At 50.2% G+C, this 18,545-nt stretch carries 31 protein-coding genes; 16 read left to right on the top strand and 15 right to left on the bottom strand.

The window, feature by feature from the left end:
* Positions 1 to 14 precede the first annotated feature (14 nt).
* The 3 genes from HV355_RS23050 to HV355_RS23040 are packed head-to-tail and all read right to left on the bottom strand — an operon-like array spanning position 15 to position 2,249.
* Entirely contained in the window at positions 15 to 1,214 is a 1,200-nt protein-coding gene (locus HV355_RS23050; protein WP_182403674.1) for a phage tail protein, read from the bottom strand.
* Complete coding sequence (locus HV355_RS23045; RefSeq protein WP_126336314.1) at positions 1,207 to 1,536, bottom strand: baseplate protein; 330 nt, start codon at positions 1,534 to 1,536, stop codon at positions 1,207 to 1,209. Before HV355_RS23045 ends, HV355_RS23050 begins: the two co-directional genes overlap by 8 nt.
* Positions 1,537 to 1,595: 59 nt before the next feature.
* Positions 1,596 to 2,249, bottom strand: coding sequence for a maturation control protein (locus HV355_RS23040; protein WP_182403672.1), 654 nt, complete (start codon positions 2,247 to 2,249; stop codon positions 1,596 to 1,598).
* Positions 2,250 to 2,567: 318 nt separating this feature from the next.
* Between HV355_RS23040 and HV355_RS24360 the strand changes: the two genes are divergently transcribed.
* Entirely contained in the window at positions 2,568 to 3,401 is an 834-nt protein-coding gene (locus tag HV355_RS24360) for a hypothetical protein (protein WP_249420899.1), read from the top strand.
* Between the two features lie 55 nt (positions 3,402 to 3,456).
* Here the strand turns inward: HV355_RS24360 and HV355_RS23030 are convergent, their stop codons facing one another.
* The 3 genes from HV355_RS23030 to HV355_RS23020 all read right to left on the bottom strand — a co-directional run bounded on the left by HV355_RS23030 (position 3,457) and on the right by HV355_RS23020 (position 4,676).
* Entirely contained in the window at positions 3,457 to 3,633 is a 177-nt protein-coding gene (locus tag HV355_RS23030; protein ID WP_182403670.1) for a hypothetical protein, read from the bottom strand.
* 45 nt (positions 3,634 to 3,678) lie between these two features.
* Positions 3,679 to 3,864, bottom strand: coding sequence for a host cell division inhibitor Icd-like protein (locus HV355_RS24430; RefSeq protein WP_126336318.1), 186 nt, complete (start codon positions 3,862 to 3,864; stop codon positions 3,679 to 3,681).
* Positions 3,865 to 4,103: 239 nt separating this feature from the next.
* Positions 4,104 to 4,676 (bottom strand): Ref family recombination enhancement nuclease, encoded by a 573-nt coding sequence (locus HV355_RS23020; protein WP_249420902.1) that lies wholly within the window; start codon positions 4,674 to 4,676, stop codon positions 4,104 to 4,106.
* A 325-nt stretch (positions 4,677 to 5,001) separates the two neighbouring features.
* Here HV355_RS23020 and HV355_RS23015 point away from each other — a divergent pair, with 325 nt between their 5' ends.
* The 10 genes from HV355_RS23015 (at position 5,002) to HV355_RS22965 (ending at position 9,904) form a co-directional block, all read left to right on the top strand.
* Entirely contained in the window at positions 5,002 to 5,244 is a 243-nt protein-coding gene (locus HV355_RS23015) for a hypothetical protein (RefSeq protein WP_126336322.1), read from the top strand.
* A gap of 14 nt (positions 5,245 to 5,258) precedes the next feature.
* Entirely contained in the window at positions 5,259 to 5,435 is a 177-nt protein-coding gene (locus tag HV355_RS23010) for a hypothetical protein (protein WP_182403667.1), read from the top strand.
* Positions 5,435 to 5,728, top strand: coding sequence for an ASCH domain-containing protein (locus HV355_RS23005; protein ID WP_182403665.1), 294 nt, complete (start codon positions 5,435 to 5,437; stop codon positions 5,726 to 5,728). Before HV355_RS23010 ends, HV355_RS23005 begins: the two co-directional genes overlap by 1 nt.
* A gap of 139 nt (positions 5,729 to 5,867) precedes the next feature.
* Positions 5,868 to 6,863 (top strand): DUF968 domain-containing protein, encoded by a 996-nt coding sequence (locus tag HV355_RS23000; protein WP_182403663.1) that lies wholly within the window; start codon positions 5,868 to 5,870, stop codon positions 6,861 to 6,863.
* 9 nt (positions 6,864 to 6,872) lie between these two features.
* Positions 6,873 to 7,508, top strand: a complete 636-nt coding sequence (locus tag HV355_RS22995) for a hypothetical protein (protein ID WP_182403661.1) — start codon at positions 6,873 to 6,875, stop codon at positions 7,506 to 7,508.
* Positions 7,509 to 7,815: 307 nt separating this feature from the next.
* On the top strand, positions 7,816 to 8,232 hold the full coding sequence (locus tag HV355_RS22985) for a hypothetical protein (protein WP_182403657.1): 417 nt from the start codon (positions 7,816 to 7,818) through the stop codon (positions 8,230 to 8,232).
* A gap of 2 nt (positions 8,233 to 8,234) precedes the next feature.
* Positions 8,235 to 8,498, top strand: coding sequence for a hypothetical protein (locus HV355_RS22980; protein WP_182403655.1), 264 nt, complete (start codon positions 8,235 to 8,237; stop codon positions 8,496 to 8,498).
* A 10-nt stretch (positions 8,499 to 8,508) separates the two neighbouring features.
* The gene (locus HV355_RS22975; protein WP_182403653.1) at positions 8,509 to 8,763 is read left to right on the top strand and encodes a hypothetical protein; all 255 of its coding nucleotides are present in this window, start codon (positions 8,509 to 8,511) and stop codon (positions 8,761 to 8,763) included.
* A complete protein-coding gene (locus tag HV355_RS22970; RefSeq protein ID WP_182403725.1) occupies positions 8,764 to 9,723 on the top strand; it encodes a hypothetical protein in 960 nt (319 codons plus the stop codon).
* A complete protein-coding gene (locus HV355_RS22965; protein WP_182403651.1) occupies positions 9,713 to 9,904 on the top strand; it encodes a hypothetical protein in 192 nt (63 codons plus the stop codon). The genes HV355_RS22970 and HV355_RS22965 overlap by 11 nt, the downstream gene beginning before the upstream one ends.
* A gap of 127 nt (positions 9,905 to 10,031) precedes the next feature.
* On the opposite strand, the gene HV355_RS22960 is transcribed toward HV355_RS22965, so the two are convergent.
* Positions 10,032 to 10,385: a hypothetical protein gene (locus HV355_RS22960; RefSeq protein WP_182403649.1), complete on the bottom strand. Its 354-nt coding sequence runs from the start codon at positions 10,383 to 10,385 to the stop codon at positions 10,032 to 10,034.
* Positions 10,386 to 10,736: 351 nt separating this feature from the next.
* Positions 10,737 to 10,874 carry a hypothetical protein gene (locus HV355_RS22955; protein WP_182403647.1) on the bottom strand — a complete coding sequence of 46 codons (138 nt, stop codon included), beginning with the start codon at positions 10,872 to 10,874 and terminating at the stop codon, positions 10,737 to 10,739.
* A 408-nt stretch (positions 10,875 to 11,282) separates the two neighbouring features.
* On the opposite strand from HV355_RS22955, the gene HV355_RS22950 reads away from it, so the two are divergent.
* Positions 11,283 to 11,537: a lF-82 gene (locus tag HV355_RS22950; protein WP_182403645.1), complete on the top strand. Its 255-nt coding sequence runs from the start codon at positions 11,283 to 11,285 to the stop codon at positions 11,535 to 11,537.
* A gap of 308 nt (positions 11,538 to 11,845) precedes the next feature.
* Here the strand turns inward: HV355_RS22950 and HV355_RS22945 are convergent, their stop codons facing one another.
* Positions 11,846 to 12,268 (bottom strand): hypothetical protein, encoded by a 423-nt coding sequence (locus tag HV355_RS22945; protein WP_182403643.1) that lies wholly within the window; start codon positions 12,266 to 12,268, stop codon positions 11,846 to 11,848.
* A 144-nt stretch (positions 12,269 to 12,412) separates the two neighbouring features.
* Between HV355_RS22945 and HV355_RS24345 the strand changes: the two genes are divergently transcribed.
* From HV355_RS24345 to HV355_RS22925, 4 genes are read left to right on the top strand one after another with little or no spacing between them, the layout of a single operon-like run.
* A complete protein-coding gene (locus tag HV355_RS24345) occupies positions 12,413 to 12,766 on the top strand; it encodes a hypothetical protein (RefSeq protein WP_249420897.1) in 354 nt (117 codons plus the stop codon).
* Positions 12,763 to 13,218: a hypothetical protein gene (locus tag HV355_RS24340; protein ID WP_249420896.1), complete on the top strand. Its 456-nt coding sequence runs from the start codon at positions 12,763 to 12,765 to the stop codon at positions 13,216 to 13,218. The genes HV355_RS24345 and HV355_RS24340 overlap by 4 nt, the downstream gene beginning before the upstream one ends.
* Entirely contained in the window at positions 13,215 to 14,030 is an 816-nt protein-coding gene (locus HV355_RS22930; protein WP_182403641.1) for a DUF6884 domain-containing protein, read from the top strand. Before HV355_RS24340 ends, HV355_RS22930 begins: the two co-directional genes overlap by 4 nt.
* Entirely contained in the window at positions 14,030 to 14,494 is a 465-nt protein-coding gene (locus HV355_RS22925) for a hypothetical protein (RefSeq protein ID WP_182403639.1), read from the top strand. The genes HV355_RS22930 and HV355_RS22925 overlap by 1 nt, the downstream gene beginning before the upstream one ends.
* Before the next feature lie 29 nt (positions 14,495 to 14,523).
* On the opposite strand, the gene HV355_RS22920 is transcribed toward HV355_RS22925, so the two are convergent.
* From HV355_RS22920 to HV355_RS22895, 6 genes are all read right to left on the bottom strand, one after another.
* Positions 14,524 to 15,270 (bottom strand): hypothetical protein, encoded by a 747-nt coding sequence (locus HV355_RS22920; protein WP_182403637.1) that lies wholly within the window; start codon positions 15,268 to 15,270, stop codon positions 14,524 to 14,526.
* 11 nt (positions 15,271 to 15,281) lie between these two features.
* Positions 15,282 to 15,947: an adenylosuccinate synthase gene (locus HV355_RS22915; RefSeq protein WP_182403635.1), complete on the bottom strand. Its 666-nt coding sequence runs from the start codon at positions 15,945 to 15,947 to the stop codon at positions 15,282 to 15,284.
* Positions 15,944 to 16,585: a DUF2829 domain-containing protein gene (locus HV355_RS22910; RefSeq protein WP_249420895.1), complete on the bottom strand. Its 642-nt coding sequence runs from the start codon at positions 16,583 to 16,585 to the stop codon at positions 15,944 to 15,946. Before HV355_RS22910 ends, HV355_RS22915 begins: the two co-directional genes overlap by 4 nt.
* Positions 16,578 to 17,060, bottom strand: a complete 483-nt coding sequence (locus HV355_RS22905) for a hypothetical protein (protein ID WP_182403633.1) — start codon at positions 17,058 to 17,060, stop codon at positions 16,578 to 16,580. Before HV355_RS22905 ends, HV355_RS22910 begins: the two co-directional genes overlap by 8 nt.
* Positions 17,057 to 17,401 carry a hypothetical protein gene (locus tag HV355_RS22900; protein ID WP_220470794.1) on the bottom strand — a complete coding sequence of 115 codons (345 nt, stop codon included), beginning with the start codon at positions 17,399 to 17,401 and terminating at the stop codon, positions 17,057 to 17,059. Before HV355_RS22900 ends, HV355_RS22905 begins: the two co-directional genes overlap by 4 nt.
* 73 nt (positions 17,402 to 17,474) lie before the next feature.
* On the bottom strand, positions 17,475 to 18,503 hold the full coding sequence (locus HV355_RS22895) for a tyrosine-type recombinase/integrase (RefSeq protein WP_182403632.1): 1,029 nt from the start codon (positions 18,501 to 18,503) through the stop codon (positions 17,475 to 17,477).
* Between the last annotated feature and the right edge of the window lie 42 nt (positions 18,504 to 18,545).

Below are 18,545 nucleotides of genomic sequence, written 5' to 3'. Positions count from 1 at the left end.
GAATATGTGGCGTATCATGCGCCACCTTTTTTAATATATTCCATAAACATCTTTTCCGCTTGCGCCGGTGCTGTTCCAGCCATTACCAGAGCGTCAATAAACGACTGTTTCTTTAACGCGAACTGATCTGCTAATTGCTGCTTGAGCATCTTGTTCTTTTCTTTCTCTTTCTGCAATGCTGCCTCCTTCTCGGCGGCACGCTTTTTCTGAGTATCAGAGAGTTTTCTGGCTTTGGTGAGCTGCGTCCGGAGCTTTTCTATCTTCCCAGAGCCCTTAGCAAGCTTCGAGCTCAGCGCGGCCTGGCGCTTTTGGTAGATATCCCATTCGCGCTTAGCCGCGGCAACGTTCGTTTTGGCGTTACGGTTACGGCTAAATTCTTTCTCATCTGTTTTGCTGAAGTGCTGTGTGGTGCGGCGCTTATCATCGCCAAAGGCAATCTGTGTCGCCGCTTTCTGCATGGCACGGGCAATACTCAGTTGCCAGCTGGACGACTGCAACCGCGTGAGTGAGTGGATAACATGCTTACACGCTACACCCTGTAACTTGGGGTTTTTAATTTTGGGGTAGGCGTACTCTTTCGGCGGTGCCAGCGCGAAATTACCCGCCGTAGCAATATAGCGATACCAATATTGGTGGCGGCCGCAATCGCAGTCGAACGACACTCGACCAGCGCAAAGAGCCTTCGTAACCTTGATCCCGGCCTTCTCGTCTTCTGCGATGTCCTCCACCAGCTGATCCCATTCCTCAAAACGGAACTTGACCAAGTGGTGCTGGTGGGCCGATTTATCAGAAGCCTCAACGCGGATATTGATCACGTTGTGCTTGAGAGACAGCGGAACCGCACGCTTAATGCCTGATCCGTCGTCTACAGCGTTATTGGCACGCTTAATATCTATGGCCTGGCTGGAAGCCACCAGCTGCGCATAAGTGATACCAGCGGTTTTATTATCGAACTTCTCCCGAGTCTTGCCACGCTGCTTTTCAAATCCCTTCAGGTCATCGAGTGTGAAAAACGTGCCTTCTTTCTTTTTCCCCAGCTTCAGGATGTCGTCAATAGACCGGTTCTTGAGCCTGCCAGGGGTTAATGTCCGATGGGCAGAGCGACGCTTGCGCGTCTGCTCCTTGCGTATCAGGTCGAATACCTTATTGAATGCCTTTGGTGATAGCCCATCAGTGATATAGCGGCCATTGTCATTTTTGAGGAATTCAGCCATTGCTCAACTCCGGCGCGTTGCCTGCGAAGTCACGGATGCGGTTACGTATCCATGCCTGATCGGGAAGAATGAGCGTTTTACCCGCAGGCATTTCTTCCATTTCAGATTCATGACCCACTAGCACGCGGAATACCCAGCGTAGGTCTGCATTTCCATAGGCACGGTAGGCTGCCAAATCAGATCGGTAGATTTCATCAATCTTTATCGTGTACTCAAAATTGTCAGATCGACGTTGGCTGACGCGGGCAATCAGCTCCTGGTGGAGTAGGGCGCGGAGAACGTCATCTTCAACATATCGGTCATCGAGTCGGCTATAGCTCACTTATCCCCCTGAATGCAAAAAGACCGCAGAATGCGGCCTAATTGTCAGTGGTCTGTGATTTATAGGATGTACGTATCGTCATCTATGCGTCGGCCGGCAAGTGATTTTGGCTGCGATGTGGCGGCCTTTTTCTGTTCATGGCCAATGAGGGATAAGAAGGAAGCGACCAGCCCAGGCTCTTCTTGTTCAATGGTTACACCTGTCATCTGACTTACGTAATCCGCGCTGGCCACGTTGTGATACACGGTCGCGAAGCAACAAAGGATCATCAGGATGTGTTCTGGACGGATATCTTGCCAGTTGACGCGATAGACCTCTTCCCCATTGCCATTAAATTCGATATCGACGATGGAATCAGGTATTTCAAATGAGCCTTTGAGTCCTTTTGGTAGCGAGAGCATGCGCTGAAGCTTCAACTCCCTGTAACGCTCCATGCCAACGATGATTGCCGCTCTTCCGTCTAAATGCCGTGTTTTAAGCGTTACCTGGCTGGCACCGGTGCCCGCAGAAACTGTGGGAGTGATTTCATCCACCAGCACCTTGAATCTTTTTTCTCTTAACTTACGTATCGCCGCAGGAATTTTTTCTTTCTGCTCGCGCGCTGAGATAGCCAACGGCTTTACTTCGTTAATCAGCAGCGCACCTTCTTTAAATACTGCCGTCATCAGCTGTGGTTTGCTGGTGGTAAGGCTGAATATCGCGATCTGTTCCATAAACCCCCCGGTATCAGACACAAAAAAAGCCGCTCTAAGGCGGCTTGTTTCGGCGCTAGGGCTCCCAACCGCGCTTCGGCAGAAAGTTAGTCGTCAAAAGAACCCTCAACGGGAACCTTAGCGCGGGTGAAGTATTGTTAGTTTGTGAAATAGATATCAAATACTTTCGTTAGAAAAATTGTTTTATGTGCTTTTCCTGTTTCAGTTACATATGCGCCAAGGTACTGATATAACAAGAAATATTAGGGTGGGTTTATCTCTTTTTCTGCAATTGAATTGATACTATGCAGCCTTACATACAACGATAAGGCTCTAATAATGAGAATAAAACTTCTTGTTGCGCTTTCTGCATCGGTGCTTTTTGGTGCATTTTCAGCTACCTCTTTTGCTCAAGCGTTACCGGCAAACCCGCACGCCGGGAGGCTGGTTCTCAACAAAATCCCCGGCGACTATACACAGCCCCAGATTCTGGAATTCTGTTCATCAAATAACGTTCCATTAAAGCCGGTAGGGCCGCTGCAGGGCGCTAAGGAATTCTGCGTGATGGCGTTCTCCGCTCACTTAACGGATCAGGCGATCACAGCGATCGGCTATTCCACTCAGGACACCATTTCAAAGATTGCTAAGGACTACGGTATCGCATACCAGCGCGCTGGCCTGGGTGATGTTCTTCTGCCATTCAGTGGACTGGCGTCGTTCCCGGAGGGGCAGGATTTTCTTGTTAGCCAGAGCATGATGCGTACTGGCGACAGGTCATTATTTAATAAAGCGGCAGTTAAGGAGGATCACGCCGCCGTTGGGAGGAGTGTTCAGACAGCTGCAAACTTGGCCGTTGAATGCGGTAAATTCAACATCAAAATATACCCTGGCGCCATCTTCCTAAACGGCAACAAAATGGACTATCCCAAGAAGCAAACTGAATCCGATGTAAGTAATTACTTCTTCCAAGAGTTCGCTGAAATGGGGGGAACCTATACGCTTTATTCCCTCGATATTCCTGCTCAGGGTGGAATGACACTATCTCACCAATGGCAAGATGCTGACGGCAACGCGTTGCGAGATGTTAAAACAGAGAAGTGCGGCACCTTTAAATCATTCTCCGGGCAGCAACCCAACAAGCAATCTTCCCTAGAGCGTCAACAAGCCGAGTAAATGGATGTAAAAAAGCCGCCAGAGATGGCGGCTTATTTCGATAGTAGGGCCAGCGTCAGGCGGTCTTTCTCTCCCGGGTAGGGCGCTGCGCTAATTTGCAGGCATAGGCCATAACTTTCTGCTTCACTTCATTCAGTGCGCCGGACACATGATCTTTGCCCAACGTAGCCGTCCAGTCGTAGCAGCCACCAGTGCTGTTCTTAATGTCGAACGTGAGATATCTAACAACCATCAGCTTAACTCCATATGAGCTGGTGGAGCGCCACCAGCAACAAAATCAGTGACGAATACAGCCAGCGAAAAAACAGATGTGAGTAGGGGCCAGCAAGCGGCGCGCTTCACGCTCAGTTTCAGCTTCGATATGAAAGGTCTGGGGCTTGATCTCTTTCTGCATGCGCGGCTGCGCGGCGAAGATCCATGTCGGTGGACGCTTGTCCGATTGGGTATTTGCGAAGATATTCATTGTGGCTCCTGTTGTTCCAGAAGTCACACCTAACGTTCCAGGGCTAAGTGTGACATGCTTAAGGCTGGAACACCGGGAAGCCTACAACCGGGGGCTTTCGCCTCCTTAACCACGTCACGGCGCACATGATACGCAAGTGAATGGTTATTGTCTTCCCGATGTTCCTAATTTATTGGCAAAAACTTTATTGCATCGCCAATGTGCACAATGTACACACATAAAATATACAGGTCAATATTTTATGTTAGAAAATTGCATTGTTTATAAACAATAGCCAGCAATGCAGCTTCAGAAGCATTAAGGCGGGTAAACTCACTCTTGCCGCCGGTAATCCCATCTGCATGAACCGGGACAAGCCAAGGGTGTTTGTGCCTCATCTCTATTGGCGCGGCGTACTGGTGATGCCAATTACATAGAGGGAGCACCTTCTTATGTGCGTCTGGCGCGGTACGACCATCAATATGGTGTAGGACAATAACTGGGCTATATACTCCGTGCAGCGCACATGCAGCACATGGAAGCTTTGCGATCGCTTCCTGGTAGCGCTTCTCCTCTGCTGTGGGCGATCGACCTTTCAGACCTCGCGAAGAAGAGCGACGCGGGGGCGATATAGCTTGCGTCTGAATGGACGCCTTTTCCCTAGCTTTCTCGCGTGCCTTGTCTTGCTGTAGCTGCAACTTCTCCCGACACTTATCCCTGTATTCCGGGCTGGCAATTTTCTCCCTGTGTCTCTTCAAAGCTCTATCTGCAGCGGCTCGCTTTTTTTCTTGTTGCTGTGCCTGCCAGGCAGGATCTGAAAGCTTGAGTTTCATTTTCGCGCGCTGCTTTTCTCTCTGTTTTCCCCACTGCGTTTGCTCTGCCATTCCTTATCCCGGTTATCAATATTCAGACCGATATGATGGATCAGAATCCAAATATTAAAAATAGATTTTCTAACATAAAAGATAATTTGATATGATTTAGATCCGATTCGAACAGAGGGTTAGCCATGCTCATAGCAATCCATGCCTTTCTAAACAGTCTCGCAGGAGCCTCGCTGTATCAGCTGGAGTTGATCTATAGCCTGTCTGCGGTAGAGGCGTGTTTTGAGCTGTATGTATTGGTTATGGCCGCTCTCGCAATTAAAGGAAAACTACGATGAACACCCAGCAAACAGTTTTAACCACGAACTTAGTTAGTCGCGTTGAAGGTGAGGTGGCTTGTATCTGCCCTCATTGCAAGCGACCGGCCTTCTTATCTGCCTCCCGACTCAATGATGTTCGCGGCGAGCAGTTCAAACATAAAGATGTGGTTAATCTCAGGACACGGGCACGTTGCAATGGGGTGTTTGAGGTTAGTAGCACGGCAAAATACGACGGTTCTCTCTTCAACGTTGCTTAATAGGAGACTCATATATGGCAGATTTCGCGTCGACTAAATACACAGCCACCTTTGATGAATGGCACGAACAACTGATGAATTACGCTGATTTACGTGGTGGAAGCGCGGCTGATGCAGATGCCTGGCGAGAAGACTATGAGGCAGGAAAAACACCGGTAGTGGCTTACTGTGATGAGTGGGGTGAAGATTAATGTCCGACCTCCAGTTAGCCGTTAAGGGGGTTTATTTTGACGCAATGCAAACTGGGGAGAAGGTGGAAGAATACCGCCTTGTTAGTCCTTACTGGATTAATCGGTTGATGTCGGGATTTAAACAACGCAACTATGACCGCCTGATCATTACCCGGGGCTACCCAAAGCGTGATGACCTCAGCAAGCGGATTGTTGTTCCGTATAACGGTTATGAAATTAAGTTCATCACACATGAGCATTTCGGCCCCGACCCGGTGAAAGTTTTTGCGATTAAGATAAACCTACAACCTTAACTATCCGCCTAACAACCATCCGGGAGCTCCGGATGGCTCCTCCTGCGCACGTCGTGCATATTTATTTTACCCCAACTATTGAAAGTGATTTTCTAACACATTATATTTTTAACCGGAACAAATTGAAGCCGAGTTAAATATGAGTGCAATCATCACCCCCTTCGTACAAAAAGAAACCGGCGTTGCTGTGTTCTCGGTGGACTCAGCCACCAGCAACATGATCAAGAGCGCTGAAAGGTTTCTGTTAACCCCATTGCCAAAAGAGCAGGTAAAAGACACTCCTGACGGGTTTGTCGATCTGAACTACTCGCTGGTGGCCAATGAAACGCTAAAGCCATTTTTTGAAAGTGAACGCGTATTCGACTCCCTTGGCGGTCAACCCTCTGTTATGGACTGGGTGCAACGCAGTGTGCATACCTGCCAGGCAGAAAGCCCGGAGGATTGTGATAACAAACTAACTACGCATTTTCACAACGGCTCTGCTGTGCGTTTGTGCTGGTATCACGACAATGAATATTTGATGCGGGGTTATAACCGCCTCAATGAAGTTTTGCAGCGAAATAGAGCCAACTGGATCATGTCATGGGCGAACAGCGAAATGAGGCTGGAGCCCGGCCGTGACATTAGTCTTATCGAACTAACGTTTTGGGCACTGCGTCGCGGATTCAAAGACCAGCTACCCCAAGAAGCTGGACGCATCGCCCTATGCAAGCCAGTAGAAGAGTTCCCGACAGGCACCATGCGTGAATCCGATATCGTTTGGACCTATGGAGTCAATGAGCTGGTGGAACAGCTGGCGGACAAGATTACAGAAATCGAAGTTGATGAAGATTCCGGCTTGCTCTACATGGCCAGACCAAAAATCCAGTTGGGAAAAAGCGCAGCCTATCGCCGGTTTATCGTCTCTCGCCCCTGTGTAGGTTGCTCTGGTGAGGTTAATCGCCCCTTCATGTACCGCGCACGCGGTTTAAACGAACACGATCGTTGGTGTGTGCCCCTTTGCGATAAATGCGCCCACGACGCCGCTAAGGACGTCAGGGGATGGGAAGCCGCACACGGCAAGCGTCTGTATGTTCTCGCTAACCAGATATTCGACTTTGCCATCGAGCATGGCGTGATCAACTTCAATAACTGAGGGATCAGTATGCAGCAGCGTTTTTACATGATGTGCTTGCGTGAAACTGTGGGCACGAATGCTTCATTCCATCGCAAAGATGGCCATGGCTACAGTAGCGATATCGATGCCGCCCATGTCTACACACTGAGCGAAGCGCAAAACAACTGGGAGAAAGGAAGGAGTATCGATCAGCCTATCTCAGCTGAGTGCGTAGATGCTCTGGCCGTTTGGCACGTAGACCACCAGCTAATTCCGCATGAGACGGTGGAAGAAGAAGGCTGTAGTCAATACGTGGCCTTCCTGAAAGGGGAATGGGACGGAAATGATGTGTATTGGCTCGCCGGTACCGAGCGCCCTACTACCGACTTCAGTAAAGCCTACATTCATCCGTTCCCGGTGAAGTCTAGCGAGGGCGTTGTATGGCTCCCATATCACCTCGTAGCTGCAGTCAAACGCCGTACCTTCAACATCCACCTCCTCGACCGTCGGAAGATGATCCAAGCGCCTGGGCTTCGTATGCCTAAGTGGCTGAAGCTTCAAAACCGCCGCCGTAGCGCTTCAGGTAAGGTTCGTTGGAATTGCCCCAGCTGCGGCCGTATCTCATGGCAACTAAATCCCTATGACTTTGACGGTTGCTCAAACCTCAGCTGCAGGGGGACGTGATGGCCAGCGCCAATCTTTGGGCGATCGTCCGGGCTATTCAACGCGACGGGGAGATCACCCCACGTAAGGTGTGCCGTTTGCTGGGTTGCTCAAGCAAAAAGGCAAGCCGCATGCTTGAGCACTTGGAGTCAGCTGGTGCTGTTAAGAACGTTGGCCAACGCGGTCACCCAGTATTCAGGATGCGGCCAGGCGGGGAAACAAGAATTAAGCCAATGCTGGTGGCGCGCGAGCTACCCAGCATCACCGAGATTTGCCGCAAGAACTGGCGCGGCTACCAAATTCACAAAATCATCGGGAGTACGAGAACATGACACCCAATATACAGGCGTACCGCGCTGACGGTGGCGATATTGGCACTGACCGCATTAAAGAAATAGCCAATAACCCATACGGTGACGAAGAGAAATGCTGGCTAGCTAAACGCGTGCTGGCACTGCTGGATGAACTGGAAGCCAAAGACAAAGCATGGTCAGCACAGGACAACCACATCAACCAGCAGGCTGATCGAATTGAATCGCTGGAGAAGAAGAATGGTGAGCTGGGCAGGGCGCTTGGAGCAGCAGAGAAGCTGATTGCTGAGCTGCAGGCGCGGGATATCACCATCAAACAGCATGCACAGGCTTTATTTGAGGCAATAGCAAACCCGTCTGACCATTACGTACCTGCATACGCTCGGTGTTTAAGAGAAGCGTTGAATGGCACTAGCACCGGTAAAGGAGAGTGAGCATGGTTAAGTTGACCAAAAAAGAACAGGCGTGGGTCGATGAATTGCAAGAGGTCCTCGACCGTTGCCCATCACCGAAAAAAATCGGTTTTTACACCATCGGCGATCCGAATATTCACCTTTATGACCTGCGCAAATACAAAGAAGTTGAAGAGGCGCTGGACACGGGAAAAGCGTCTGACTGGTCTCCGGCTTGCCGTGTGGCAGGGGCGCATATTGAAGGGACGATCGATTTCCCATCGCCAGTTGAAAGCACAGCAGGATGAGGGCTAACCCATGAGCACTATTACCAGCGAATTCACCACAGAGCAGATAAAGGAGCTAATTTCAGAGGCTGAAGAATGGGCTGAAATTTATGAACATCCGATTCACGATAAGCCTCAAAGGGATTTCTTCGAAGGCATGGCGCGAGCAATGACTGCTTATCTTGCGGTATTAACCACCGAGCCTGCGAAATGTGGGCATATCGATCTTGATTGCGATGACGGCAAGGCTGTTTGTCTGCATTGCGGCAAAACTTGGGAGGTCTAAATGGAATTCACCAAAGAGCAGTTACAGCAAATCGAAGCCGCAGCGAAAGAAGTCTTGTGGCCTGTCGTGTGGTCGGAAAAGAAAGCGCGTGAGCACTTCAACGGAAAGATAACTCCTGAGGTGGTTCTGGGGCTGGCGCGTATTGCAATGGCAGCAACAGTTGAGCCCCTGTATCAATACCGAATTCGAAATGGCTACAACGGACAGGTAACAGAGTGGCAAACCATTAGACGTGACCAGGTTGATTTTGTTTTGAAAGCTCAGCCGCATAATATTGAGTTTCAAATTATCGCCCCGCCAGCTCCGATTCCTGATGTTTCCGCCGTCGCCCGCGCGGCGTTGGATTACATCGATGCACTTCCGGACGAAGTGGTAGCCAAGCTTCCTGCAATGCCTGGTTTCGATCGAGATTGGGCTGAAGAGATTCTGTCCACGGTCGCCGCACCGGCGCAGAGAACGCTAGCCCTTGCGAACGAGACGATCGACTTTGAACGCCTGTGTGAAATCGCAGAAGAGGACAAAGGAAGCGACGTGGCGTTTGAATCTTCAATAATGGCGCGCATGCTAATTGGCGTGGCCATGAACAGCGAGCCGGTGGCGTATACTGATGCAGAGGAATTGCGTTTCCCGCATGCCACCAGCGACATGTGGCCCGCACCTCTTGGGCACGGTAGGGATGTTCCTCTATACACTGTACAGCAGCTTAACGATAGGGATAGGGCTGAACTCACGTCATATCGTTGGCTGGTGGAGCGCCTTGAGGCAGCGCTCCGGCCTGATTGTCCCGCTTTTGATGCTGCATGCCGCGCATTATGGGAACGTGAACCACACAGGATTTTGGAAAAGGCCGGTTATCCGATTGATTACGACTCTCAGCCACCAGCGATTAAAGCTGGCTTAAAGCGGCAGGTGTTAACGGTTTTAAGGACCGTGGAAAAGGAGGTGAGGGGTGAAGGCTGAAATATCCATCGTTCGTCCGGGCGCATGCGATGACCATGAGATCAGGTTGATTATCCGGCTGGCACGCGGGAAAACGATCACTGCCATCATGACGCCGGAAAACCTGGCATTAGCGCTGACAGGGAAATCAGATCTACCGGCAGAAATTTCCCTACGTAATGTGGATATAGTGGTGAAGTGACCCATGTGACACGAGGAAAGGCCCAATATCTGGGCCTTTTTTTATTTGACGTAATCACCGCTTGTTAATGTAGTCGATGATCGTCGTGATGATGGCCACCAGCGGTGGCAGTATCTTCAGCAACAAACTAACCATTTTCAGCCTCCTTGGGCTTCGGGGTTATCGGTCTTTCCAGTAACCCAGCAGCGTCATAATGATGACCGCTACCGGATGCGCGAGTTTTAAAAACAACAGCAGCATTTGCATGTTGAATCCTTACTTGATTTTCTCGCGCCTGGCTGCAAACACCCTTGGGCTTGCCTTTGCAGTTGCTGTATCGATAGTCGCCAGATACATTCAGCACGATTTCATGTTTGGGTGAGGCCTTCGAATCACCAAAAAACCTGCGCAGAAATTTCGCTTTTAAATCATGTCCTAAACCCTTCTTAACCGTTAGGGAACCTTCAGAACGGTTCCAGCTGGCTTGAAGAATGCAGATCATTTGTTTAAGCTAACTTCAGTCGCCAGATACATTTGGCACGGTAAGCGGAGTTCGCACCTCCAGTTACCGATTGGAAGACCCGGTCTAATCAGCCGGGTTTTTTCATTTCCGGCAGACATAAAAAATAAATGGAATAAATACTACATATAGGGATTTCAAAAATTATTTCCGCTATATGGTGAGTATTCTAGTATCGAATCTTTTCAGCACAAGGGTTGATTTTGACGTTAAATTGAGGTTGTGAAAGGGTAAAAAAGGCTAAGTCCTCGTACCGTAAGGCCTGGAAGACATGTCAATAATTAAGAAAAAAAATTCAAAATTTGATCGAGTGTTGATTTATCTTTTGGTAGGTCATAATTGCGCAACATGACGTCGCGCAATCCCCTCAGTTTCATACCGAATTTTCGCTTTTTTACCTTGTTGTTTGTTCCATACATTTCCGCCAGGCACTCCCCTCAACACCATTATCCACATACGTTGATATTGCATACGGAATACTCCTTATTTCGGTTGAAACGACTGCTCCATCACGAGCTGAGGTCGCGCGAGGTACTGAGGTCAACTTGTATTGACCGCTGATTCCTTTCGCTGCTTGAGCCTTCGATTCCGCCAGGATGGTCTTTGCGCATTGCTCCGCTGCTGCGAACTGCGGATCTTTCTCCGATTTATCCCCGCTGCAGGCTGAGAGGGTGATAACCAAAGCAGAGATGAATAATTTTCTATTTATCATTTTTTCGACCTAACGCTAATAAAAACAATAGACTACATCAAAATGCAGTGACGTAGAAGCGACCGCTGCGCTTTGTCGTTTGCTTACATCGCTCACTACACGATTTGGCTCAGTGCCTAGTATTGAATATACTGTACATATATACAGTTAATTAGCGTGAGGCCGTTATGGGTAAGGATCTGAAATATGAAGTTATTCCGCGAGGGACTCATATCCCTTACATCACACCGGGCAAATGGACCTTCATACAACGTAAGCGTGAATATGGGGGAGGCTGGTGGTTCGGGAGGGCTTATGACGATCACTTTCTGCTTGAGTTTGAGCGCCCAGCATCGCTGAGCGAAGGAATCGACTACATCAATGCTTACGAAAAGGTCAGCAAGTTGCCTGACTGGGACGATGATTTTAATTTGGAGGGGTAGATGGGGTTTCCTTCACCAGCGACTGACTATATAGAGTCCAGGTTAACCATAGACAGGATCTGTCAGATAGACGGTAATTGCGTTGTCATTGAGACTACGACCGGTTACGCAGTTGTTAACCGGTCAATGAAAGCAAAGCAGGGTGATATGGTACTGATCTCGATGTTCGGGCGAAACCTATTTGCCAGGGTCCATGGAGCGACCTTGCGAGAAAAGGACGGGAAAATAATCGCGGGCGAGGAACTCAATGAAGTGCATGTTGAGGGCGTAGTAACCTTCACAATTCACAGAACTCCAGGTACCCGCACTTAGTCCTTTTTGTGGGCGTAGCGTTGTTCTTGAAGGTTTTCAAACGATTCGGTTATTGACCAAGGGACCGATTTAAACCGCTCGATCGCCTTCAACACCTCTACAGCGGTCGCCGTTGGCTCGATGGCCCCCTGAAGCCACGGGAGAAGGGCATCAATAATGCGATCTTTCATGTTCTCACCGTCCGCAAGCAGCTGGGCTTGGTACGCTTGAATGTCGGCCACCAGCGCCGACTCAGCCAGGCGTTGAAAAGGTTCTCCCTCTCCCGGTTCGTCAAGCAATTCCAGACGCTCTTTAATGCGTTGCGTATCCCGTGTTATAGCGTCGGAGGGAGTTGTGGCCAACCAGAGCTGGCAAAGATGATCGGGAATAACGATCGTCGTTCGCGTACCGGTGCTCTTCCTCACATAGTTCACTTTCATGGATTGAACCTCTTTTTTCAGAAAGCAACATAATACCGATCATCCGTTTTTGAGTAAATATTTACTCAATCCCATTGACCTAACTCCATAAATGAGTAAATATTTACTCGTCAGATGAGTTAGATAAAAATAAGGATGAACGCGATGAAACCGATACTCAACAAAGAGATCACCACACTTGCCGAGCTGGTGGCCGCAACTGAAAATCTTGAGCCAACAGACCCGAAATTACTCGCGGCGATTAACGAAGTGCCTGCTGCGGCAAACACTGACATAACCTCTCCACTGCGGATTATTTCCGATTACATGCTGCGCTTCCTCAGCAACAACAAGGATGCAAAATTGTATGAGGCAAAAGATCGGCTCGAACACAAGATCATCCAGTTTACCTTTGATGGATACGATGAGCAGTGCTTACGACAAGCACTCTCCACCGCCACCAGCTGCCACACACGGGAAGCGTTCGCCAGCGCCCTCGAATTGGAGGTAATCCAATGACCGTATATCGCAACTATGCCACCCGCACGCAAGCCGTTACTGCGTTGAATAAGCTGCCGCTGGGAGAGTCCATTCTGTTAGTGCCGTACAACCCTGGCGCGTATCAGCAGGAGTCTGGAAGTCTTAAAGCTGTAGCTTGTAAGCAGCGTATTAAAATTGAGCTGAAAAAGGTGCTGCTGGTGGTTGAGGACGAAATGCCGCAGTCCTTCTTGCGTGTGAGGAAGGTCGCCGGGGAGCCAGTTCCGCTGACCGAAAAAGAGCAGCGCACCGCCCTGCGTGATGAAGCTGCCGCGCTGCTGGAGCAGGCTGAAGCGCTGTTAACTGAGCTAACCGACGGATACACCGAAGAGAAGGACGGCACATTCAGCGCCTGCCACCCGCATAATGGCTTTGCTAGCGTGATTCGTCAGATCTCCAGCCTGCGTAAACCACTGGCGAGGGCGAAGGTATGACACTTCTTAAGCCGATCACGCACGCACAGATCATGACGCTGCGCCGCCTGGGCTCTGGAGTGCGTTTCTCGCTCCGTGGTGATGGCAAGAAGGTGATAGAACGCCGGGGGCAAGCCTTGGCTCACCATGACCATATTAACGTCTCCAGCCTCATAATAATGGCTTGCTCGGCGACAAAGGGCAGGGAGGCGGCCCCGGCTATGGACCTCTATAAAGGAGTTATGTATTCAACATTCCGCGCGAACGTACCCGCAACACATCCTGCAATTGTCATCTTGTCGGCAAAGCACGGCTTCATTGAAGCTGACCGTGTTATCGAACCTTATGAACAGTGCATGACAGAAGCGCGTGCAGATGAAATGATTGCGAAGTTGCCTGATCTTGACTCAATAAGATGGCCAACTGGCGTTCACTCAATACTGCTGGCTGGTGGTAAAACCTATCAGCGAGTCATGCGAGCAGCGATTAAACGCCGTATTGAACTTGGCTTGCTGGATAACGGCATCATTATCGAACAAACGAGTGGTGGCATTGGCTATCAACGGGCGCAGCTAGGCGCTTATCTGCGTAGCCTGCCTAACTCCAACGTGAACCATGATAAAGTAACCGCGGACACTACAATACACATAAAGGGGAGGGCCATGAGTAACCAACTCGACGCTCCGGCAGAGCAGGACATAGCAGCTGAAGGCTGCAATCCCAAAGAGGGATTGATCATCAACGGCTTGGGCCAGAAACCTGGTAATGGTAAATCAGTACCGTTTCAGATGCAGGAAATGAGCGACCGGGCGACGGCTGAAGGACAGGAGTAATGTTAGATCTACGAAGTTACGAAAGCCAGCTAGATGATCCAGCCTGGCGCAAACTTCACATATCCGGGCCGGTCGATGAATTGAAAGCTGTGGCCAATGTTGCCCGATTAATTTTTATCGCCATACTGGAAGACTGCCAACCTGGGGTTAGCACTGAGGGGACTTGTGCTTACTCAACTGTCCTCGTGAAGATGATGCTGGAAAGCCGCACAGGATACAAAGTCACCCAGAAAGGCGGCGATGGGCAAGGCGACGGCGGTTATTTCGATGCTGCTGGTGGTCACGGCCATTACTGGCTTGAGGTTGATACGGCTGCAGGCGCATATGTTGTGGACATTACTGCAGATCAGTTTGGTGCCGATCCCGTGGTGGTAGTGCCCGCCAGCAACCCTCAATACGTACCAGGTGATCAGCAGCTGGTGGACGAGCAATTTATTGGATTCATCCAGGGCATTGTCAGTTGAACGGGCGGGCGAAATGCCCACCGCTCTTATCACTCAGTGTGAGCGATCGCCGCGAGACACTGTAAACGCGCTTTTTCAACGGCGGCCGCCTTAACATCCGGGGGGATTTTTTCCGCCGTGCCCAATGTGGCGTACATATCGAGCGAAGGGGCATGGAACAGGCTATGGCCAATGTATTCGGCAATCTCCCCCACCAGCTCAAAGTCACACGCCAGCAACTCTGCTTCTCCATCTGGGCCATTCGGGAACTGGATAAAAATCTGCTTACCTAACCCCATTACCCGGCAAGCTGTTGCATACACCGCATGCAGGAGGTTTGGCGATTCCGTGGCCACCGGCTGACTCACGCCGCTGAGTATGCCGTTACGCTCTTTATTAAGTGGGTCATAGGAAGATAAACGTTCTACACGCCAGCACCCAGCCAGTGAGCCCTTTTGGAAAATTATGGGGCTAATGTGAAGGTTCAGGGCATTGATAAGATCCTGAGCGATGCCATAGTCGGTCATTATACTCAACGATCTGCAGCCGAAAGATTGCGCGTGCTCGATCAGCTCTGCGTTCGTCATATCGTCTCTGCGAGCAGTAATGTAATTGCGCCCGCCGCCGCCCACTTCTGACCAGACGGCGACGCCATTCTCTTGATCTTCCTCTTCCCTGTAACCGAAATAGCTCATTACGGCGCGCTCAATAGTGATGAAAGGGAAGGACTTGTCTGCGCCTATTTCAACCAGTAACCCGTTGCGCAAAAGATAATGATTGGAGGTGTTTTCTTTCATGATTATCTCTCTTAAAAACCCAGCATGTTGGCTGGCCGTGTTTCAGGCATATCTATACCGGCGGCCTCCAGTTTCCGACGTAATCGGTAAATTGTGTGGGAATCCTCGCGGCGCAGCTTTTCCAGCTCGTTGATTTTGGTGGCCTGCTGGTGGTTCTCACGGAGATATGAGCGTTGCTCTTGCAAAAGAGCGTCCGGATCACCTACCCGATGAAGTAAATAAGACAGCAGCCCGCGCTCGGCATCCTTATCGGAATCATGCGCCCAGAAGCATGCCAGATCACGATTACCGCCCCAGCTATTACCAACCAGACAACAGATATGTCCTGCCATTAGTTTTACGTGCCCGCGCTTATTCACCCACAACAGCCCCCAGCGGTCAGGAAGGTCTGCGATGTTTATGATCCCCTCCGGGCACATGTAGTAGCGGTAATCACCCAGCCCGCCCGCTTGCCGATGGGGTTTGTGTTTGTCCCTGAGGAAATCAGAACGTGACACCTTCACTTCCACCAGCACGCTACCGCCATGGTATCCCCAGTGATAGCCCCATGCGTCAGCTCGCTCTGAATTACCGACGGCCCCCACCTCATTGAGAGCGATCTTACAGCCCGGGCCACGCCCTGATTCGGCTCGAAGAAGCCAGCGGCGCGCTATATCATTAAGCTCGTTATGTGTCATGCAACAACCACCCAATCGCAAGCCAATACATCCCCTACGGATGGTTGCCAGGGGACGACCATGTTTTGGGCGTTCAAAAGGGCAAAATGATCTTCATATGGAGAATCATCAGCTGCATGCACCATCCAGCAGTGTTGGCCACCAGCATTCCAGCCCTTACGAGAGACTTTTTTCCCTTCTTTAAGCCACATAAGGGCGTCTGAGAAATCGGCCGCTTCGAGATCAATTTCAGCAGCTACAGTTTCACCTACGCTGGGACCACTAAATATTGAGTTGCATATCGAGTCCATCTTTTCAGCACTGGTTAAAGTGTGGTTGATAGCGTATTGCGCCAGTTCACCCCAGCAGGGCTCCTGTTTAACCAGTGAATGACCGTCATGGAATCGTTTCGAGGGGCAATATGAAAGCGAGCCAGCCCGATCGGAAATAAGCCATCCTCCAGATTTTACGGATAGTAGCTCTATGAACTCTTTTTCTACGTCAACATACATCCCGGCAGGCTCAAGGAGCATGATTCGTGCAAGATCCGAGCTGGGACACGACAGAACGTCAATGATTTGCGAAGCGTGAACCACCTTAAGGCCAAGGAATTTGGGCATCTGAAAGAGCTTTTTCTTGCTTACAGTGACATTAACCATTCCGCTTCGCCTTCTCAGTGAAGGTGTATATCCGGCGCTTAATGTGCCCCACACGCGGAGCTGGCACCAAATCACTCTGTATGACTCCCTGAGCCACCAGCGCGCGTGCGGCGCGTAGAAACTGGGTAGCATCGGCCTTGCCTGCCAGTTGGAACTGACGAGCGTAAACAAATCCTTTATGGAGTATTTCGGCCATCATCAACCGCTGAGTAGCCGTTTCTTTGTAAGCAAAAATCGCCCGGGCTTCTTCAACGGGCATGGCCAGCTGATAGCCGCGCGCGTCCTTGCGCAAGATTCCTTGCTGGCAGAGGTTGCGTAACTCATTGCGGGCGCGAAACTCACCATCAGCCAAAAAGAAAGGGTAGATATTGCACGGAGGCACCCATTCACCAGAGGCATCAATGAAGAACGCCACCAACTGCTTAGATAGCTCTGGGTAAGAGGATGGGTAACAGTTGAGTGTTGGATAAATCACTTACACCCCCGGGAAGGGAATCGTCCCTTGTTGGTGTCCGGGGCAATAAAGCCGGTATGCTCGCGCGCAAAAACGCGGTTAACCTGTTCAGTCATAGCCTGGTAATGTTCCTGATAGTGGGCCAGGAATTTTTCGGCAGCTACGACAGACACATGCTGGACGTAATGGATCGCGCCTTCAATGGTCTGCCATTCTTTATCGAGAGAAAATACAGGGACCGCTTCAAGACCGGTATAAATGCCGAAAACGACTACGGGCTTTTGGCGTTTAATTCCGGCGGCGAATGTTACAACAACGCCGTCAACTTCGAAGCGGCTGGTGCTCTGAATTGAGTCCTGCAATTCACCCTCCTGTGGTTCGAGGGTAATTTACAGGAAAATACACTGCTTACAAGTTATTATTAGAAAATGCCACTTAGGAATCCATTAACTTGCTGTTTGCACTAACAGTCTTTGAAGATTTTCTTAAATAACGCATTAGAGTTTCCGGTTTACTCCAGGTGCCTTCGCGCATTATTTCGACGATAGAAACTTGTTTATCTGCCATATCCATTGCAGCACCGACACGTGCACTATGTCCGGTCCAGGTCCTATAACGACCTTTATTTGCCGCTACGTCACGCTTGCCCGCAAGTTGCCATGCGTCACTAAATATTTTTTCAAGCGCCGGTGCCGTCAAAGGCTTATCTGTTACTTTTGCCTTATTAGAGCGATGCACCGGCGGAAAGAGAACGGCATTGGGATGTTCGGTCAACCCAGAGGCTTTGAGCCAGTCTTCAAGAACGGACGTGGTACAGCGGGCCAAGCGCTTCTCTATGCCTGCAGCCGTAACACTCGTTTTGGTGTGGCCCACATGAACCGTTACAGTGTCACCTATCATTTCTAAATCACGCACCCGAATACGGGCCATTTCACTCATTCGCAGCAGTGAGTTATATGCTACGTAAAGAAAAGCTCGGTTGCGGAGGTCCACCAGCCGACCGGAACGGGAAAGTAAAACATCAAGCAGCCTGAGGTCATCCCAATGCAACGGTACCGCCTGGCCGGTTTGCTCATTGTTTTCCGTTACTGCTTCACGCCTGATCCTCCTCATCAGAAGTGATACGCTTTTGCTGGTGGCCAGAGACGGCTGGCCACACTGTGCAAGAAACATGTTGAGCATGGCGTAATGTTTGTCCGTTGTGGTCGAGGCGCGGCCGGAATTATAGAGCTGCAGTAGATATTCCCTCACAGCTTCTGGATCTATCGGGTACCAAGTCAACCCGCGCGCAGAGCACCAGCGCACCCATGCTTCAAAGACCAGGCGCAGATCGCGAAGCGTGTTCTTTGAGTAAGCTCCTTGGTCGCGCAGAAAATGAAGGAGATTTTGCGCTGCCTCTTTGTGCTGACTACCGACATTTCGGAGGAAGCCAGCGTTATCACTTTTTAGGATTAGATCACCCATGAAACTATTACCTTTCTATATACTGGTGACGCTACGTGAAAA

Origin of the sequence: Enterobacter sp. RHBSTW-01064 (assembly GCF_014103035.1) — a bacterium.
In the GTDB taxonomy this organism is placed as follows: Bacteria; Pseudomonadota; Gammaproteobacteria; order Enterobacterales; family Enterobacteriaceae; genus Enterobacter; species Enterobacter mori.
The sequence above is the reverse complement of the archived record's forward strand: the minus strand, read 5'-3'. Positions and strand labels throughout refer to the sequence as shown.

Excerpts from the sequence above, each read along its gene's own strand:
- HV355_RS23050 (WP_182403674.1), bottom strand. The coding sequence starts at position 1,214 with ATGGCTGAATTCCTCAAAAATGACAATGGCCGCTATATCACTGATGGG.
- HV355_RS23040 (WP_182403672.1), bottom strand. The coding sequence starts at position 2,249 with ATGGAACAGATCGCGATATTCAGCCTTACCACCAGCAAACCACAGCTG.
- HV355_RS24360 (WP_249420899.1), top strand. The coding sequence starts at position 2,568 with ATGAGAATAAAACTTCTTGTTGCGCTTTCTGCATCGGTGCTTTTTGGT.
- HV355_RS23030 (WP_182403670.1), bottom strand. The coding sequence starts at position 3,633 with ATGGTTGTTAGATATCTCACGTTCGACATTAAGAACAGCACTGGTGGC.
- HV355_RS24430 (WP_126336318.1), bottom strand. The coding sequence starts at position 3,864 with ATGAATATCTTCGCAAATACCCAATCGGACAAGCGTCCACCGACATGG.
- HV355_RS23020 (WP_249420902.1), bottom strand. The coding sequence starts at position 4,676 with ATGAAACTCAAGCTTTCAGATCCTGCCTGGCAGGCACAGCAACAAGAA.
- HV355_RS23015 (WP_126336322.1), top strand. The coding sequence starts at position 5,002 with ATGAACACCCAGCAAACAGTTTTAACCACGAACTTAGTTAGTCGCGTT.
- HV355_RS23010 (WP_182403667.1), top strand. The coding sequence starts at position 5,259 with ATGGCAGATTTCGCGTCGACTAAATACACAGCCACCTTTGATGAATGG.
- HV355_RS23005 (WP_182403665.1), top strand. The coding sequence starts at position 5,435 with ATGTCCGACCTCCAGTTAGCCGTTAAGGGGGTTTATTTTGACGCAATG.
- HV355_RS23000 (WP_182403663.1), top strand. The coding sequence starts at position 5,868 with ATGAGTGCAATCATCACCCCCTTCGTACAAAAAGAAACCGGCGTTGCT.
- HV355_RS22995 (WP_182403661.1), top strand. The coding sequence starts at position 6,873 with ATGCAGCAGCGTTTTTACATGATGTGCTTGCGTGAAACTGTGGGCACG.
- HV355_RS22985 (WP_182403657.1), top strand. The coding sequence starts at position 7,816 with ATGACACCCAATATACAGGCGTACCGCGCTGACGGTGGCGATATTGGC.
- HV355_RS22980 (WP_182403655.1), top strand. The coding sequence starts at position 8,235 with ATGGTTAAGTTGACCAAAAAAGAACAGGCGTGGGTCGATGAATTGCAA.
- HV355_RS22975 (WP_182403653.1), top strand. The coding sequence starts at position 8,509 with ATGAGCACTATTACCAGCGAATTCACCACAGAGCAGATAAAGGAGCTA.
- HV355_RS22970 (WP_182403725.1), top strand. The coding sequence starts at position 8,764 with ATGGAATTCACCAAAGAGCAGTTACAGCAAATCGAAGCCGCAGCGAAA.
- HV355_RS22960 (WP_182403649.1), bottom strand. The coding sequence starts at position 10,385 with ATGATCTGCATTCTTCAAGCCAGCTGGAACCGTTCTGAAGGTTCCCTA.
- HV355_RS22955 (WP_182403647.1), bottom strand. The coding sequence starts at position 10,874 with ATGCAATATCAACGTATGTGGATAATGGTGTTGAGGGGAGTGCCTGGC.
- HV355_RS22950 (WP_182403645.1), top strand. The coding sequence starts at position 11,283 with ATGGGTAAGGATCTGAAATATGAAGTTATTCCGCGAGGGACTCATATC.
- HV355_RS22945 (WP_182403643.1), bottom strand. The coding sequence starts at position 12,268 with ATGAAAGTGAACTATGTGAGGAAGAGCACCGGTACGCGAACGACGATC.
- HV355_RS24345 (WP_249420897.1), top strand. The coding sequence starts at position 12,413 with ATGAAACCGATACTCAACAAAGAGATCACCACACTTGCCGAGCTGGTG.
- HV355_RS24340 (WP_249420896.1), top strand. The coding sequence starts at position 12,763 with ATGACCGTATATCGCAACTATGCCACCCGCACGCAAGCCGTTACTGCG.
- HV355_RS22930 (WP_182403641.1), top strand. The coding sequence starts at position 13,215 with ATGACACTTCTTAAGCCGATCACGCACGCACAGATCATGACGCTGCGC.
- HV355_RS22925 (WP_182403639.1), top strand. The coding sequence starts at position 14,030 with ATGTTAGATCTACGAAGTTACGAAAGCCAGCTAGATGATCCAGCCTGG.
- HV355_RS22920 (WP_182403637.1), bottom strand. The coding sequence starts at position 15,270 with ATGAAAGAAAACACCTCCAATCATTATCTTTTGCGCAACGGGTTACTG.
- HV355_RS22915 (WP_182403635.1), bottom strand. The coding sequence starts at position 15,947 with ATGACACATAACGAGCTTAATGATATAGCGCGCCGCTGGCTTCTTCGA.
- HV355_RS22910 (WP_249420895.1), bottom strand. The coding sequence starts at position 16,585 with ATGGTTAATGTCACTGTAAGCAAGAAAAAGCTCTTTCAGATGCCCAAA.
- HV355_RS22895 (WP_182403632.1), bottom strand. The coding sequence starts at position 18,503 with ATGGGTGATCTAATCCTAAAAAGTGATAACGCTGGCTTCCTCCGAAAT.